Genomic DNA, 16,371 nt, shown 5'->3' with positions numbered 1-16,371 from the left:
AAAGATTGAATATACTCTTATTTCAATATTTTTCGGGCTATTAACTCCTTCATAATTTCATTAGTTCCGGCATAAATTCGCTGGACTCTTGCATCCGCATAGGCCCTTGCAACCCCATACTCCCACATGTAGCCATAGCCTCCATGAAGCTGGACACATTCATCGGCCACTTTACATTGAAGCTCTGTCATATTGTATTTAGCAGCTGAAGCCATTGCCGAATCCAACTTTCCTTCATTATGTAATTGGACCAAATAGTCACAATAAATCCTACCTTGCTCCAAAGCAGCAGTCATTTCAGCTAACTTGAACCTTGTATTCTGGAATTCTGAAAGGCTTTTGTTGAAAGCTTTTCTTTCCTTCACGTATTCCACAGTAGATTGGAGCATATATTCTCCCAAAGCTACGGCAGCCAAAGCAACTACCAAGCGCTCTTGAGCTAATTCGGTCATTAAATATTTGAATCCCTCTCCTTCCTTACCCAACAAATTCTCTTTGGGCACTTTTACATCCTCAAAAAATAGCTCGCAGGTATCTTGAGCATGAAGGCCTACTTTTTCAAAAGGTTTCCCTTTCGTGTAACCTTCCATGTCACTATCCATGAGGATCAATGAAATCCCTTTAGCACCTTTGGAAGGATCCGTTTTTACAGCAACCACTACCACGTCTGACAAATATCCATTGGTGATAAAAGTCTTGGATCCATTCACCAAATAATGATCCCCTTGATCTACCGCGGAAGTCCTTATCCCCTGCAAATCAGACCCAGCTCCTGGTTCTGTCATGGCAACAGCACCAATATATTCACCCAAAATCATTTTCGGGATGTATTTTTCTAAAACAGCCTGAGTACCATAATGCAAAATATAGGGCATCACAATATCACTGTGCAAAGGATAACCAATCGCAGGTCCAGAACAACCGCTCAACCCTAATTCTTCAATCAAAATGGCATTGAACCTAAAATCTTGAATATTCATCCCTCCTAACTCTTCTGGAGCCTGAATTCCCAAAAATCCATTCTCACCAAACTTGAGCCAAGATTCGCGGGAAACCATCTTTTGCTTCTCCCATTCGGCGTTATGAGGAGTGATCTCCTTGGCTATAAAATCTCTAACACTTTGCCGAAAGAGTTCATGCTCTTCCGTAAATAACATTCTAGGTAGTCCAAACATTGGGTTTATATATTTTAGATTCTTTCAAAAATAAAAAAATACATCATTTAGGAGGCCTGTAGGCATATTTGATTTCAAAAATCCTAGATAAAAAAGAGGTTCCATTATTTAAATATTCGCCTTATTTTACCCTACTTAATCAACCAAATTCATGCAATTAACATATGAATCTCTTCCAGAGGACTTATTCCAACTCGATATTTGGAACCCCGAAGAATCCATCATTTCTATTGCACCTGCTGGTGAAAGTAATATGAATGTTGTACTGAGGGTAAAAACCAACCAGCGCTCCATTATCCTCAAACAATCCAAACCTTACGTTCGGAAATTCCCTCAGATACCGGCCCCCATTGACAGGATCGACGTAGAATTCAACTTTTACTACATAATCAATTCGAACAAGTTTTTGGCAGCTTACTCACCCGAAATCCTAAAATACTGTATTACTGACCATACCCTAGTCACCCAAGATTTAGGTGATGAAGGCGATTTTTCCGGCTTGTATTCTCAATCAAGAGAATTGACCTCTGATCAATTGATGGATTTAGTCACTTATTTAGACACGCTGCACAAGCTTCCCATTTCTACTTTTCCAGAAAATATGGAAATGAGAAAGCTGAATCATGAGCACGTATTTCATTTTCCTTTCATGGAAGAAAATGGCTTTGATCTAGACACAATCCAGTCTGGCTTACAAGAATTGAGTTTTGACTGGAAGAAGGACTCAAAACTGAAACAAGAAATAGAAAAGCTTGGAAATCGATATCTAAGTACTGGAAATACTCTTTTGCATGGAGATTTTTATCCAGGAAGCTGGATCAGTTCCTCTGGTGAAATCAGGGTAATCGACCCGGAATTTAGCTTTCTGGGGGATGCAGAATTCGACCTTGGTGTTTTCTTGGCTCATGGAGATTTCTGTGGAATGACTGAGTCTTTTGAAAACGCTATAGAATTAAACTATTACAAGTCTTTCGACGCCCGGTTAGCTAATCAATATCGAGGGGTGGAATTACTCAGAAGACTAATAGGAATAGCTCAATTACCATTGAATCTAAGTTTGGAAAAGAAGAAAGCCTTAATGGAAAAGGCCAGAAAATTCATCCTATCATGAAATACGGCTTATCCATCCTGTTCTTTGTTTGGCTTTTGGCATCATGTAGTCCACCAAAATCTGAGCATATAGATAAATTGGCTGAATCAGGGCTCTCAAAATTTGAGCTTACAGACAAAATCAAAGGAATGATCGTGGGTGCAGCTATCGGAGACGCCATGGGAGCCCCAACAGAAATGTGGTCCAGAAATGACATTCAGGCCACATATGGATTTGTCACGAGCTTGGACACGATGGTTCGTGAAGTTTCTCCCGAAGGTATTTGGGTAGCCGATCTACCAGCTGGAGGAACCACAGACGATACCCGCTGGAAAGTTTTGGCAGGTGAATACCTACTGACCCAATCCTCTAACGAACTCAATCCGCAGGACTTCGCTTCCCAAATTTACCAGCGATACAAAGAGTACTTTGATCAATTATCCCAACTTGATAGCTTTGATAAGATTGGAATTGAAAACGCATTCTTGCGAGTCGGATGGCTTCAGGAATGGGCAAAGGTCAGTCAACCTTTCCTGAATAATGATTTGACGGGATATGCAGATTCCTTGGGTCGATTTTATGGAGGGGAAATGGTTTGTGCAGGCCTTTTGTATGCACCGAGCTTGGGAGTTTATTTTCCAGGAAACCCCAAGAAAGCCTATGAGGAGGCCTTTAAGCTCTCCATTTATGATTTGGGTTATGCAAAAGACTTAACCGCAATGGCTGCTGCTATGACCGCCGCGGGGATGAAAAAAGGGACAACAGTTGATTCTTTATTGGCGAGTCAAAAATTGGATCCATCCCATTATTTTCAAAGTAGGTTGGTTGGAAGAACAGCCGATCGAATCTTCAAAGATGCCATCTGGATAGCCAATGAAGCAAAAACCATGGATAGTTTGGGTACCTATTTCGATCCAGAAAGTTCTGCTTTGAAATTTGCATTTGAGCAACTGGATCAAAGGCTGCAGGACATGCCTTTTCATGCGGGAGAAATCTACCTGCAAACTATCACAGCCATGGTTTATGCTGATTTCGACTTTATGAAGACCCTGATTTTCCTAACCAATTATGGTCGTGATAATGACACTACAGCAGCATTGGCTGGAGGTATTTTAGGGGCTTTTTATGGATTTGACGCATTACCAGAAAAAGAAAAAAATCAAGTCCTAGAAGTTAATAAAGCCATTTTAAATCAAGATCTAGAAAAATTGGCGGCGGCAATCAGCGACCACATGGCCCAATAATTTTTACATAAAAAAAGTCCCGGATTTCTCCGGGACTACCTTCAAAGCTGGTTTAGTTTAGAAATGAAGGATTCGAGTTCTTCCTTTTACATCTTTTACTTCTAGATAAACATCTTCAGGATTTACACCTTCCAATTTGTAATCCTTACGGAACCCGTCTGGATGATCAATTGTCTCAGCATAAATCAATTTGTCAGTGTCTTCGTATCTGATTTTCACATCTACCCCTGGCTCAGTCAATCCGATAACAGCCAAGTTGATGGTTTCACCGTCGATGATTTTACCATAAGCCATTAGAGGATACTCTCTGATCTCTTTCTTTTTGTCAAAAGTCTCAACTGTATAGGTTACTTCTTCATCTTCAGTAGTGATTTTCACTTGATATTCTCCACAAGGAAGGCTATTCAAATCATAAGGGACCAAAACGTTTTCGTCAGTGGCTTTTACTTTTCTTTGATGAAGGATTTTTCCATTTTCATCCATGATAGCCACTTTGGCTTTGCCTACTCCCTCTTTTAATAATACATTGACTTTCTTGAACTTAGCTCTTGCGTCAGAAAGTGCCATTAAATCTTCGTTGTCATTAGATGCCAGAGCGCTTGTAGCTAAAAGTCCGGCTAGTGCGAAAGTGAATAAAGTTTTCATAGTGTAGTTTTGTTGGTTTAGCAATGTTGTGATTTACCTTATGCCAACCACATACCAAATCAGGTTTGGCATGCCAAAACCCACTATATCGAATGGGATGATTTTTAGAAAAATTAAGATTTACACAAAATATTATTCTGTTCAGTTGACCATTTTTTAACAAAACCTGTATTTCTTCTGTACACTTTTCCGTTCGGTTGTCACAGTGCCGTACACTTTTGTATGGTTTTCGAAAAATGCCAAGGTTACAGCTTATTGTGTTTGTTAAGGAAAAATAATTTTCAAAAAAATATTTTTGACATAAGTCAATTTTATTGGATCGTTCTAACCTGTACGCTTGTGTACATCTCTTGTCCGCACAGACACAAAATTTCCGAACACTCAATCGATTGCGAAGCCTGAAAATCAAGTTTTTATGAAGAAATCATATCCGAAAGATGACTAAACCCTTTCTATAATTATCTCAAATTGAAGGAGTTTATTTTCCAAACACTTATTTTAATAATCAGTTGTTCCCAATTTGACCAAAAATGACATTCGAAGATTTAAAAGAAAAATATCCTGACCGAGAACCAGCATTTCCGCAAAACTGTCCCCAGCCAAATGAAACGTATTTGAATGAACTGGTTGAAAAATATTATTGCAAATTTCCAAAGTCATTTATTGACTTTCAATTAAAATACTGTTTAGAAGTTCCAATTGGAGATTTTGCATTTGAGGGATTTGGTTTTGCTAATAATGAACTTGACCCTTATATGAATTTGGAAGAAGTTTTAAAAGATTACGCTGAATTAGAATTTCCTCAATATCTAACACCTTTCAAACAAGACAATGGAGACTTTTGGTGTTTTGACAATCGAAGTTCTTATCCCGAAGTTCCCATCGTGATTTTTAACCATAACACCAACGAAATAGAATCTGGCTCAAATAATAATTGGGAAAATTTTATTGATTGGTTGGACAAAACAATGGAAGATGAATATTAAAAACTTCATATATCAATTACCTAACCTATTTAAATAGATGAAGTAAATTACAAATCCTAATAAAAATCCGTCTCACGCGACTTCAGCGCTTGCTCAAAACCCGCACTAGTCTTAGCCGAGCCGAAAATATCCATCAGAAAGCTTATCGCAGATTCTTTTCAAATATCGTCTGAAATAAAACTTCAAAATCGTTATGAAAAGGCTTTCTCTACTTCCTTTATTTATTCTGTTTCAACTTAGTGCTTGTGGGCTGGTCCAAAATGAACCTGAGCTGATTATTGACCCTAATAGATCCTTTCTAGAAGGAGAATGGAAGCTAGTCAAGAGCATGGGCTCTATGATCAATATTGTGCTCGAAGGAGATGATTTAAAGCGAAAAGAGGTATATACTTTCTTTAATGATGGAACTTATAGTAAAACTGTAGAGGATGAGGATTACAAAGCATCAGCCACTGGCACCTATGAAATCGATGAAATCTCGGAAGATTTCAATGAAAATTATCTGGCAGTAGCAGTCCTAAGCCAAACTGGAGGCGATGCATATGCCTACAATTGTTCAAGTGGAGATATTGAAAAGGAATACCTTCACATTTCCAAAGAAGGAACTCTGGAGAATATCATCTGGGCTCCCTGTGACGGACCTTATTTAGTCTATCAAAAATTAGAAGACTAATTCCATAAAAAAAGCCATCCCTTTCGGAATGGCTCTTTGACTTATCAATTAAATCTTTTTAAAAGAATAGAGACTTTACAGTTCCCTTTTTGTCTTTGATCTCGACCATTACATCAGAAGTGTCAATATTTTTGAACTTATAGATTTTGGTGAAACCTTCTGGCTGATCCACTTCTTCAGTAAGCAATACTTCGTTGGAGAATTTCTCTCTAAAAGTAACCTCAACTCCAGGCTCTTGCAGACCGATTACAGTCAATCTCAGAGAATTATTATCTATCTCTTTGCCATATGCCATCATTTTTGGCGCAACTGGCTGAAATTCTGATTTGGTAGTGGTGAAATCATAGATCATTTGATCCTCATTTGAACTTACCTCCAAAGAGTAATTTCCTTCAGGTAGATTCTCCAAGTTATAAGGAAGAACAACATCCTTGTCATAGTCTTTAATTTTGGACTTTGCCAAAACTTTACCTCTTTCATCCAAAAGGGTAACCTTTACAGGACCGCTTTCTTGATTCAAGTAAAGGCTTACTTTTTGATCCTTTGCAACTACAGTTGCTACGTCTTTCAAATCTTCATTGCTGGCGTTTGCTATACTTGTACTAGCTAAAAGTCCAGCTGCTACTAGTGATAATAAAGTTTTCATTTTTTGTTGGTTTAGATATGCTCTCCTTGTTTCCAATGGCATACCAAACCAAATTTTCTAAATCCCATTTCCTTTTTCTGAAAAGATGATTTTTAGAAAATTTAAGGGAAAATGCTCTTTTAACAAGCTCAAAAAAATATGATTTCGTAATTCTTAAAATCCAAAAAAACAGCCTATCTCAGTCTAAACGGGCATTTTTCTACATTTGAAAAGGTTACACTTTTTAAGAAAAATTTTCAGAATTAAATTTTAAAAAAGCTTCAAAAAAAATTTTTCATTCTGATTCCAAAGAAAAAGCCTGTACGATACCGTACAAGCTTTGTTCGTTGGGATTCATTTTTTCGGACAATCTACTTCTTCAGTTCCTTTGCAAGTTGCTTTACGCGGTCCTTAATATCCATATCTGAGACATCAATATCACCGGAAGTCGCTTTCAAGAAGTCTAAAACTGCCCCACTATGATCTGTTGATTTTCCTTCTGCCAATGTCACATAGCGCATGGTAGACCATAGCACCGTTTTCAGCTGGGTCTTCGAATCATCAGTCATGTAATATTCCACCACGATAGTATTGTGATTGTGCCAGATCACCCGGCTCATAATCCTCACCCACTCTCCGACCATGGCCGGCTTGACATAGCTGATGTTGTGATTGTAAATCACCCATGCGGCATTGTATTTCCTAATCAGATCTATCATTTCCAATCCATAAAGCTTGGGAACCTGATCCTCTCTTGCATTGAAGAAATAGTCAAAGTACTTGGCATTATTCAGGTGACGCAAAGGATCACAGTCCTGAAATCGGATCACAACTCGACTTTCTGTCTCCTGCGGGTAATGTTTCTCTGGATCGAATTCAAACATGATTTATTCTATTTCGCTGGATGTGATCAAATGAATTCCAGCCTCTTCCATTTCTTTTAAAGCTAAATCTCCGTCCTCTGGAGCCAAATTCACTGCTTTGGTCGCATCAGTGACCAAATATGTATCAAAGCCTAAACTCTTTCCATCCATGGCTGTGAATTTCACACAATAGTCCAAAGCCAGCCCGCAAATATAAATAGTCTCAACACCTTTTTCTTTAAGGAAATCACCCAAACCGGTATCTCCCCTTCTCGCATTGTCAAAAAACCCAGAATATGAATCCACCTCGGGATTGGTGCCTTTTTGGAAAATAGACTCCCAGTTACTCTGATTAAGATCAGCGGAAAATTGAGCTCCTTTGGTGTACTGAACACAGTGATCAGGCCATAAGATTTGATCAAGACCGTGCAAATCGATCATATTTCCAGGCCTTTTACCCAGATGGTTGGAGGCAAAGCTCTGATGATCCGCTGGATGCCAATCCTGCGTCGCTACAATAAATTCAAACTTTTCCTGAAGCTCATTGATCACAGGAATAATCAGATCTCCATCATTGACAGCCAATGAACCGCCAGGCAAAAAGTCATATTGCACATCTACGATGATCAGTGCTTTGGATTGATTAAGCTTCTCCATTTTCCATTTGTTTTGCTTTCAACACCAAGTTCATCCGCATATGGTGTAGATTTTCTTCCAATCCCACTGGATATAGGTGAGGATTCACAATTCTCTTATGGGTTTTATCAAAAGAGGCCAACTGATTCTGGGCTCTTTCTCGGATGTCTTTAATTTTTGGACTTTTATAGACTAGTTTCCCATTTTTGAATATTGGCTTCAAAAGTTCCTCCTCCTTATAAAAAGCAGGCATAATTCGCTTTCTACGAGTTGCATCGGTAGGATCAATAATAACCGTCCCTCTCGGGTTGATTTCCTGATCCTCCAGGTAAATCATATCCGCAACTGCTTTTCCATTGGAATAGTAGCGCTTCACATTGTGAATTCCTGGAATATTGATTTTCAGTGATTGTTGGGAAATCTTGATCTTAGGAACCCATTCACCACTTTCCTCCTTTACTGCAGACAGCTTATAAACTGCTCCTAAAGCTGGTTGGTCATATGCCGTAACCAGCTTGGTCCCCACTCCCCAAACATTTACAGATGCCTCCTGACCTTTTAAAGAATGAATAATATTTTCGTCCAGATCATTGGAAGCAACAATTTTAGCTTCCGGAAAACCAGCCTCATCCAACATCTCTCGGGCTTTGTTGGAATAGTAAGCCAAGTCTCCGCTATCGATGCGAATACCGATCATTTCTTTGCCTTTGCTCCTGAGGATCTCTCCTACCTTAATGGCATTCTTGACTCCATTGATTGTATCGTAGGTATCTACGAGGAAAACACATTGGTCTGGAAAAGCATCAGCATAGGCTTCAAAAGCCTCCAATTCACTTTCGAAGGACATAATCCAGCTGTGGGCATGAGTTCCTGAAACAGGAATTCCAAATAGCTTTCCTGCCATCACATTACTTGTAGAAGTACATCCACCAATATAAGCTGCTCGACTTGCCGCCAAAGCCCCATCGATTCCTTGTGCTCTTCTTAGACCAAATTCCAAAACAGGCTCACCTTTCGCTGCCAGATTGATTCTAGCTGCTTTGGTAGCAATCAGTGTCTGGAAATTGAAAAGATTGAGAAGTGGCGTTTCTAAAAGCTGACATTGGATCAATGGTCCTCTCACGCGGATCATAGGAGCATTGGGAAACACCACTGTTCCCTCCTCAACCGCATCGATATCGCAGGTAAATTTGAGTTTGCTCAAATAGTCAATAAAACCCTTTTCAAACTGTGGAGAACCATCAGGAGCTTTCATTTTGGAAAGGTATTCTAGGTCCTCTTTTCCAAATCTGAAATTCCTGCAATAGTCAATCACATAATCCAGTCCTGCGGCCAAAGTAAATCCGCCCTGAAATGGATGCTTTCTAAAAAACAGGTTAAATACAGCCTCCTGCTCCCCTTTATCAGATTTCCAATAGGCATAGGCCATTGTCAATTGATAAAAATCAGTCAGTAAGGCTAAACTTCCGTGGTAAAGATCTTTGGTAATCTTCATAAAATTATTTCGGCAATAAAAGCTTTATTTAACCCTTAAATTCAACAAAATCCCCAGCAAAACCAATCCCATTCCCACATAAGACATGGTCCCAAAGGTTTCCCCAAACAGCAGGAACCCAAAGAAAAGGGCATATAATAAACCCAAATAGGTCATGCTGGATACCTTGGCGACATTAGCATTTTGATAGGCAACAGTCATAAAATATTGGGCAGTCTGGGTACAGATCCCAATCCACAATAAGATCGCCCAATCCCAACCTACTGGCTGAACCCAAGTAAAGTAACTGACTACTGTTGCAATAGGCAAAGTCACCAATGGGAAATAGAATATGATTACTAAAGGATGCTCGGTGTTTTTCAGCTTTCGAATAACATTGTAGGCCAATCCTGAAAATATGGCAGAAGTCACCCCTATTGCTGCATAGAACAGATTGACTCTTGAGTCAAATCCCTGCACCACTAACACTCCTGCAAATGAGATCGCGAAAAAGAGAAACTGAATGGGTTTGACTCTTTCTTTGACTAGAAATATCCCCAAAATCGTGGTGAAAATCGGAGACAGATACTGGATGGTCACGGCGGAAGCCAATGGGATTTTCTGAAGGGTATAGAAGAAGGTAATCAATCCAACAGACCCTACGACTCCTCTCAAAACCAACAACTTTTTGTTATTCCCAAAAACAGGGACTTTTTGCTGCTTAAGGATAGCATAGCTGAAAATCAAACTAAATAAAGACCGGAAAAGGATGATCTCAATGGCTGGAATGTGAGGAATGAATTTTACAGAGACATTCATCAAGGCAAAAAATATTCCTGCTAACAGCATGGATTGTACGCTCGAAATCTTCAAAAGCCGGTGTTTTAAGGGATGATGCTAAGCAAAGGAAATTTCACGGTAATGAGTTCACAAAACCCACTCAAATTTACCATTCTTCAAGTTTTTAGGAAGAATTCTAAACTATAATGATCAAATGAATTCAACTTAAAAGTGAAAAATAGATTTCAATCCATCTTAAAAATAGAATTTCCCACAGATGAACACAGAAAAAGTCACAGATAAACACAGATCTTTTTCAAATCAAAGGAGTATTCAAATTTGAAATTCTGGTTCTATAATATTACGATGAAGGCATATTTCTAGCGACGAAAGAGCTTATTTCGCTGAAGCCCTATCTCTTTTATATAGTATTTCGCCGAAGGCCTATTTTAAACTGTATTTCGCGAAGCGTATTTCCAAATACTTCAATCCCCCTACCCCCTTGCCAAGGGGGATTTGGGTTATAATTAATTGAAGTCTAATCAAAAAATATAGACTATTTCAATTGAATTTCGCGAAGCGTATTTCTTCTTATAAAATATTCCCATCCTTCATCTCCACTTTTCTATCAGCCATAGCGGCTAATTCCTCGTTGTGGGTGACGATGACGAAGGAATGCCCCAATTCTTTTCTAAGCGTGAAAAATAATTCATGAAGCGCTCTTGCATTTTGGGTATCGAGATTACCACTGGGTTCATCAGCAAAAACCACCTGCGGGCTATTGATCAATGCTCTGGCGACGGCCACACGCTGCTGTTCTCCTCCAGAAAGACTGGAAGGTTTATGATCCAAGCGTGAAGTGATTCCTAGCAATTCTGCCAGCTCTCCGGCCTTCTTTTGAATCTGAGCAGGGCTTTTGCCCTGAATGAATGCAGGGATCTGGATATTTTCCAAGGCTGTAAACTCAGGAAGAAGGTTATGGAACTGAAAAATAAAGCCAATTTGCTCGTTTCTAAATTTAGCCAGCTCCTCAGATTTCATGTTGAACAGGTCTTTTCCTCCCATCTGCAGGCTTCCTTGATCAGGTTGATCCAAAGTCCCCAAAATATGCAAAAGGGTACTTTTTCCTGCCCCTGATGAACCGACTATGGAAACTATTTCAGAAGCTGAGATTTCAAGATTTACCCCTTTGAGTACGTGGAGATTCCCATATGATTTATGGATGTCACTGGCTATCAACATGCTAATTAGTTTTGTAAGGCTAAAATTAGAACAAATCCTTGGCCTCAGAGAATTTGAAGAGGCAATTAATGGGTTTATTTGCGAAAAAAGGCAAAATCTTGGGTTGATTTATCCACGGCTAGGGCTTAACTTCGCCCAAAAATTTTCAGAGGATGAACATTCACGAATATCAGGCTAAAGAGGTACTAAAAGGTTACGGCGTTAGAATTCAGGAAGGCATTGTAGCAGACACTCCTGAGGCCGCAAACGAAGCAGCAGTTAAACTAAACGCTCAGACCGGAACTTCCTGGTATGTGATCAAAGCTCAAATCCACGCTGGTGGCCGAGGAAAAGGTAAGATCCAAGAAACTGGTTCCAACGGTGTAGTTCTTGCTAAAAAATTGGAAGAGGTTTCCGAGAAGGCAAAGAATATTTTGGGTGGTACTTTGGTTACTCACCAGACAGGACCAGAAGGTAAAAAAGTAAATAAGGTATTGGTAGCTGAGGACGTATACTATCCTGGCGATTCCGAGCCAAAAGAATATTATCTATCTATCCTTTTGGACAGAGCTACTGGATCCAATGTGATCATGGCTTCTACCGAAGGTGGTATGGATATCGAGGAGGTCGCTGAAAAGACTCCTGAAAAAATCATCAAAGAATGGATCGATCCTAAAGCAGGTTTGCAGGGATTCCAAATCAGAAAGGTTGCTTTCAAATTGGGATTGACTGGAAATGCTTTCAAAGAAATGGTGAAATTCATCGCAGCTCTTTACAAAGCTTACGAAGCAACTGATTCTTCTCAGTTTGAAATCAACCCTGTGTTGAAAACATCCGATGACAAGATCTTGGCAGTAGATGCGAAGGTAAACTTGGATGACAATGCTTTGTATCGTCACAAGGACCTAGCTGATCTTAGAGATTTGGCTGAAGAGGATCCTTTGGAAGTAGAAGCTGGTAAATCAGGTTTGAACTACGTGAAACTAGACGGTAACGTAGGATGTATGGTAAACGGTGCCGGTTTGGCAATGGCTACCATGGATATGATTAAGCTTTCTGGTGGTGAGCCTGCTAACTTCCTAGATGTAGGAGGAGGAGCAAATGCTACTACTGTAGAGGCTGGTTTCAGAATCATCCTTCAGGACCCGAATGTAAAAGCTATCTTGATCAACGTATTCGGTGGTATCGTAAGATGTGACCGTATCGCAAATGGTGTGGTAGAAGCTTACAAATCTATCGGTGACATCAGAGTTCCTATCATCGTAAGACTACAAGGTACCAACGCAGAGCAAGGTGCTAAGATCATCGATGAGTCAGGATTGAAAGTTGCATCCGCGATCACTTTGAAAGAAGCTGCTGAGAAAGTACAGGCAGTACTTGAAGCCTAAAAGCTATAGAGGCACTCGTAGTTCAACTGGATAGAATATCGGATTTCGGCTCCGAGGGTTGAGGGTTCGAATCCTTCCGAGTGTACAAAAAGCTCAGACGAAAGTCTGGGCTTTTTTTGTTGTTATTCACCACAGAGGCCGCAGAGGATTAGCCAACAAAAACCCTCCAAGGGTTTCGAACCCTTGGAGGATTATTAGATTAAACTCTAGCATCAGTTTTCAAAAGAGAGATTTTTCAATTATTCCTCCCCAAAAATCTGAGTTTCAAAGCCATCGATGCTTTTCCTGTTTTTATTATCCCAATAGGCTTCAATTCGTTCTTTTCCTTGTTTTTCTGCCCAAGTATTCAAAGTCGAACGTTCGGATTTAAACTCCATAAAAGGAACAGCAAAACCACAGGAAGTTTGAACCAAATCCACTTGCATAGAAATGATTTGACGAGTACCCACATTGGTTGGAAAAAGCCCCAAATAGGAATGAAATTGCTCATCTCTTTCATGATATATCTGGGCAGTACCATACAATCGGAGAATGATGGGTTTCTCTTCAAAGCTGCAGAACATAATCGTCATGCGATCATTGAGCAATAGATGTGCAGCAGTTTCATTTCCACTTCCTGTCAGATTCAGCCAAACGACTTGATTTGGCCCAATCACGCGAAAAGAATCTGTGCCCTTAGGAGAAACATTGACCCTGCCCTCTTCGGCAGCTGTACCAACAAAAAATATCTTTTGATCTTCTATGAAAGCCTGCAATTCAGGAGTTATAGATTCTAGCTGCTTACCCATTATGCTACTTATTTTAATTAAAAATTATCGATTCTTTCGACTCTATAAATTTCAATAAAATGAATCGAAGCTCCCTACTCTTTCAAAACTAATTAAAAAAACCTGCAGGAATATCCTTGCAGGCTTTTCAATCTTCCACCTTTTAAAAAAGACGGTAAAACCCAGATGAGAATGAAAATAATTGGTTTATAAGCTAAAGTTTAGTGCAAGATTAATTGGAGTAACCCAGGGCTTGATTGTTTTTTGAAAAGTTGAAATAAGACTTCTTGTAATCATTAGGAGTCATTCCAGTAATCCTGCGGAACTGTCGATTAAAATTCGAAAGTGTGTTGAAGCCGCATTCATAGGAAACGGCTAAAATCGAATCATTTTTCTCAATCAACTTGCTGCAAGCTTTCGAGATTCGAATCTGAGTGACATACTCGATTAAAGTCTGATTCGTAATGGATTTAAAATATCGGCAAAAAGAGGTCGGACTTAGATTGGCAAGAGCAGCTACTTCATCCAATTTTATTTCGTCTTTATAGTTTTCCTTGATGTATAAAAACACCTTCTCAAACCTATAAAGCTCCGGAAGCTGAGCCATCTCGCCATCCACATATCCAGGAGAAATAATGGAATATTCATGGGTCTCAGACAAAACACTCACCAATTCTAGTAATAGAGCTAAGTTTTTCGAACTACCCTTTGACTTGAATTTTTGAAATAATTCAATGAGTTTAAGTTTTGAATCTCCCTTGATAATTAAGCCCTGCTTTGCCTTTTCAAACAAGGTTTTTAGTGTATGGGCTTCAGGAAACTTAGAAAACTGAGTGCTGAATTGTGTTGAAAATTCAATTACCTGGGATTCTATTTGGCCGCTATTCTCTTTTTGAGCATTTCCCAAATCAAAACGCCAGGCATGTGGAAGATTTTCTCCCAATAAAAAAAGGTCTCCTTCTGCAAATGAACTCACCTCATCACCGATGTATTGAATCCCTTTTCCCGACACGATGTATCGAAGTTCTAACTCAGGATGAAAGTGAAGAGACTCGTTTAATTCTCGAGGATTTTCAACTCTAAAATTGAAGGATTTTAGTGGCTCAAATGGAATTTTAAAGAATTTAGCACTCATAGTAAATTGAATAGGTTTGGGTTTAATGTTATCTAAATAAGACTATCCAAAAGTCTTCTTGAGTTGATTGCAAACACTCTTTTAATGGAGTCTCAAGAATCAAAAGGATAGCCTTAAATAGATTTAGGTTTGGGTCTTGTTAATTTGTTAATGGTTTCAATACACACATCGCCTCCGCTAGCATGCATCCCGATAGCATCGGGGTCAAAGCTACAGGGTCATTATCTGCAGGAGCATTCCACCAATCACCCCCAAATAGCATTGTATTTTTGTTCAGGCCATTTTCAACCATGACCGTAGCGGCATTGGTAATGTAATCGTGGAAATTTTTGTGAGTTTGGGGATCCAAATCCGGATCATTTACCAGCTGGACGAAGTACCTGAAGAAAATACCATTGAATAGTCCACCATCTCCTGAAGTAGAATTGGAAAGCAGCCCATTGTTATTGGATATATGGTCAATCACATAATTGGAAGCTTTTACTGCATCTTTGAGGTATTGCTTGTCACCGGTAATTCGATACAAATCATGTGCAGCCCCTATAAATGTGCCTTGATTGTAGGTATAAATGGAAGGGCTTACCTTCCCTTCTCTATTCATATTGTCAAAGACTTTTCCGCTTTCAGCATCATATAGATTGCTTTTCAGCCAGGAAAAAATCTTAACAGCTTCTTCAAAATAAGCCTCTTTTGGCTTTGATCCGGGATTTTCTAGCTGATCATACATCTGATATATTCTCGCAGCGACTAGGGCTGCAGGTCCGTTGGAACAGGCATTTTTTGTTTTCTCCACATCGGTCTTCCAAGTGATTCCTCCATACCAAGGTGCTTCATCCTCCGGTCCCCAAGCAGGCCAAATCCAATCATTATACATCTGAATGGCCTTTAGAATATATTTTTCATTGCTCGTAGATTGATACATTCTGATTTGGGCAAGTGTAATCCACTCCATATCATCCACAAATACATTCCACCAGGCATCTTCTGGTCTACCAGAGAAATTGAACTTGGGAGCTCCCTCCCACCAAAGTGGGTAGTAATCAAGGTAAAACTGGTTTTCAGACCTTTGATAGGAATCCACGAGCACATCCATCGCATGGGCTTGAGGCCAATAATGATTAGTCGTCATATTGGACATATCACTGCCATAGTTAAAATAATAGCGATCCTCATAGCCTTTGAAATTGGCTCCCCAATAATGCTTGATCAAAGAACGGCTCATTTCATCAGCCAGATTTTCCCAATAGGCTTTGTTTTTTAAATTCTCATTTGATTTGACTTCCTCCGAAGTTCGAGTCAAAACCTCATCCACTTTTTCAGAATTGTGATCCCCTAAGAATGAAAAAACTACGAGTACAGAAAGGAAAATAATTGAGTTAATCTTTAGCATTTTGTTGGTTTATTGTTTCAAACTTTTGGCTTTTGAATTCCACCTTGCATCTATTGGAATCATCTGGCCAACTCCTTCTAAAAGGAAAAGATGAATCTGAATTTAGGTTTTCAAAAGGCTTAAAATCCACAGATATTCTTTGAATGGGGATTCCTGAAAAATCAGCTTTTTAGGTAAAGTGAGGATCCATTTTTAGATCCCCACCTTTAAGTTGCTTAGGATTAACCAAGTCACCTCATAATCTATCTATGCACAAGTACAGATATTTACCGTCCTGTA

16 protein-coding genes and 1 tRNA gene are annotated in these 16,371 nt (G+C 39.3%); 6 read left to right on the top strand and 11 right to left on the bottom strand.

Translation table 11 applies throughout. From position 1 onward, the window contains the following. Positions 1 to 17 precede the first annotated feature (17 nt). On the bottom strand, positions 18 to 1,175 hold the full coding sequence (locus BUF13_RS00780; protein WP_073569850.1) for an acyl-CoA dehydrogenase family protein: 1,158 nt from the start codon (positions 1,173 to 1,175) through the stop codon (positions 18 to 20). 151 nt (positions 1,176 to 1,326) lie between these two features. Here BUF13_RS00780 and BUF13_RS00775 point away from each other — a divergent pair, with 151 nt between their 5' ends. Then, positions 1,327 to 2,286 (top strand): phosphotransferase, encoded by a 960-nt coding sequence (locus BUF13_RS00775; protein WP_073569849.1) that lies wholly within the window; start codon positions 1,327 to 1,329, stop codon positions 2,284 to 2,286. Further along, positions 2,283 to 3,509 carry an ADP-ribosylglycohydrolase family protein gene (locus BUF13_RS00770; RefSeq protein WP_073569848.1) on the top strand — a complete coding sequence of 409 codons (1,227 nt, stop codon included), beginning with the start codon at positions 2,283 to 2,285 and terminating at the stop codon, positions 3,507 to 3,509. The genes BUF13_RS00775 and BUF13_RS00770 overlap by 4 nt, the downstream gene beginning before the upstream one ends. Positions 3,510 to 3,566: 57 nt before the next feature. Here the strand turns inward: BUF13_RS00770 and BUF13_RS00765 are convergent, their stop codons facing one another. Beyond that, entirely contained in the window at positions 3,567 to 4,154 is a 588-nt protein-coding gene (locus BUF13_RS00765) for a hypothetical protein (protein WP_073569847.1), read from the bottom strand. A 530-nt stretch (positions 4,155 to 4,684) separates the two neighbouring features. Here BUF13_RS00765 and BUF13_RS00760 point away from each other — a divergent pair. Together BUF13_RS00760 and BUF13_RS00755 are read left to right on the top strand one after the other, a co-directional pair. Further along, the gene (locus BUF13_RS00760; RefSeq protein WP_073569846.1) at positions 4,685 to 5,140 is read left to right on the top strand and encodes an SMI1/KNR4 family protein; all 456 of its coding nucleotides are present in this window, start codon (positions 4,685 to 4,687) and stop codon (positions 5,138 to 5,140) included. Between the two features lie 193 nt (positions 5,141 to 5,333). Beyond that, positions 5,334 to 5,813 (top strand): hypothetical protein, encoded by a 480-nt coding sequence (locus BUF13_RS00755; protein WP_073569845.1) that lies wholly within the window; start codon positions 5,334 to 5,336, stop codon positions 5,811 to 5,813. Positions 5,814 to 5,871: 58 nt separating this feature from the next. On the opposite strand, the gene BUF13_RS00750 is transcribed toward BUF13_RS00755, so the two are convergent. From BUF13_RS00750 to BUF13_RS00725, 6 genes are all read right to left on the bottom strand, one after another. Continuing rightward, positions 5,872 to 6,459, bottom strand: coding sequence for a hypothetical protein (locus tag BUF13_RS00750; RefSeq protein ID WP_073570789.1), 588 nt, complete (start codon positions 6,457 to 6,459; stop codon positions 5,872 to 5,874). Positions 6,460 to 6,809: 350 nt separating this feature from the next. Continuing rightward, positions 6,810 to 7,322 (bottom strand): acyl-CoA thioesterase, encoded by a 513-nt coding sequence (locus BUF13_RS00745; protein ID WP_073569844.1) that lies wholly within the window; start codon positions 7,320 to 7,322, stop codon positions 6,810 to 6,812. Between the two features lie 3 nt (positions 7,323 to 7,325). Further along, positions 7,326 to 7,958 (bottom strand): bifunctional nicotinamidase/pyrazinamidase, encoded by a 633-nt coding sequence (gene pncA, locus BUF13_RS00740; protein WP_073569843.1) that lies wholly within the window; start codon positions 7,956 to 7,958, stop codon positions 7,326 to 7,328. After that, positions 7,945 to 9,432 (bottom strand): nicotinate phosphoribosyltransferase, encoded by a 1,488-nt coding sequence (locus BUF13_RS00735; protein ID WP_073569842.1) that lies wholly within the window; start codon positions 9,430 to 9,432, stop codon positions 7,945 to 7,947. The genes pncA and BUF13_RS00735 overlap by 14 nt, the downstream gene beginning before the upstream one ends. A 24-nt stretch (positions 9,433 to 9,456) precedes the next feature. After that, complete coding sequence (locus tag BUF13_RS00730; protein ID WP_073569841.1) at positions 9,457 to 10,260, bottom strand: DMT family transporter; 804 nt, start codon at positions 10,258 to 10,260, stop codon at positions 9,457 to 9,459. A gap of 522 nt (positions 10,261 to 10,782) precedes the next feature. Continuing rightward, on the bottom strand, positions 10,783 to 11,433 hold the full coding sequence (locus tag BUF13_RS00725; RefSeq protein ID WP_073569840.1) for an ABC transporter ATP-binding protein: 651 nt from the start codon (positions 11,431 to 11,433) through the stop codon (positions 10,783 to 10,785). 152 nt (positions 11,434 to 11,585) lie between these two features. Between BUF13_RS00725 and sucC the strand changes: the two genes are divergently transcribed. Next, positions 11,586 to 12,800: an ADP-forming succinate--CoA ligase subunit beta gene (gene sucC / locus BUF13_RS00715; RefSeq protein WP_073569838.1), complete on the top strand. Its 1,215-nt coding sequence runs from the start codon at positions 11,586 to 11,588 to the stop codon at positions 12,798 to 12,800. An 11-nt stretch (positions 12,801 to 12,811) separates the two neighbouring features. Further along, positions 12,812 to 12,885 (top strand) — tRNA-Arg (locus BUF13_RS00710). Between the two features lie 154 nt (positions 12,886 to 13,039). On the opposite strand, the gene BUF13_RS00705 is transcribed toward BUF13_RS00710, so the two are convergent. The 3 genes from BUF13_RS00705 to BUF13_RS00695 all read right to left on the bottom strand — a co-directional run bounded on the left by BUF13_RS00705 (position 13,040) and on the right by BUF13_RS00695 (position 16,092). Continuing rightward, on the bottom strand, positions 13,040 to 13,588 hold the full coding sequence (locus tag BUF13_RS00705; RefSeq protein WP_073569837.1) for a pyridoxamine 5'-phosphate oxidase family protein: 549 nt from the start codon (positions 13,586 to 13,588) through the stop codon (positions 13,040 to 13,042). A 211-nt stretch (positions 13,589 to 13,799) separates the two neighbouring features. Then, positions 13,800 to 14,702 carry an AraC family transcriptional regulator gene (locus BUF13_RS00700; RefSeq protein ID WP_073569836.1) on the bottom strand — a complete coding sequence of 301 codons (903 nt, stop codon included), beginning with the start codon at positions 14,700 to 14,702 and terminating at the stop codon, positions 13,800 to 13,802. A gap of 139 nt (positions 14,703 to 14,841) precedes the next feature. After that, entirely contained in the window at positions 14,842 to 16,092 is a 1,251-nt protein-coding gene (locus BUF13_RS00695; RefSeq protein ID WP_073569835.1) for a glycoside hydrolase family 76 protein, read from the bottom strand. Between the last annotated feature and the right edge of the window lie 279 nt (positions 16,093 to 16,371).

Origin of the sequence: Algoriphagus zhangzhouensis (genome assembly GCF_900148515.1) — a bacterium.
Lineage (GTDB): Bacteria > Bacteroidota > Bacteroidia > Cytophagales > Cyclobacteriaceae > Algoriphagus > Algoriphagus zhangzhouensis.
The sequence above is the reverse complement of the archived record's forward strand: the minus strand, read 5'-3'. Positions and strand labels throughout refer to the sequence as shown.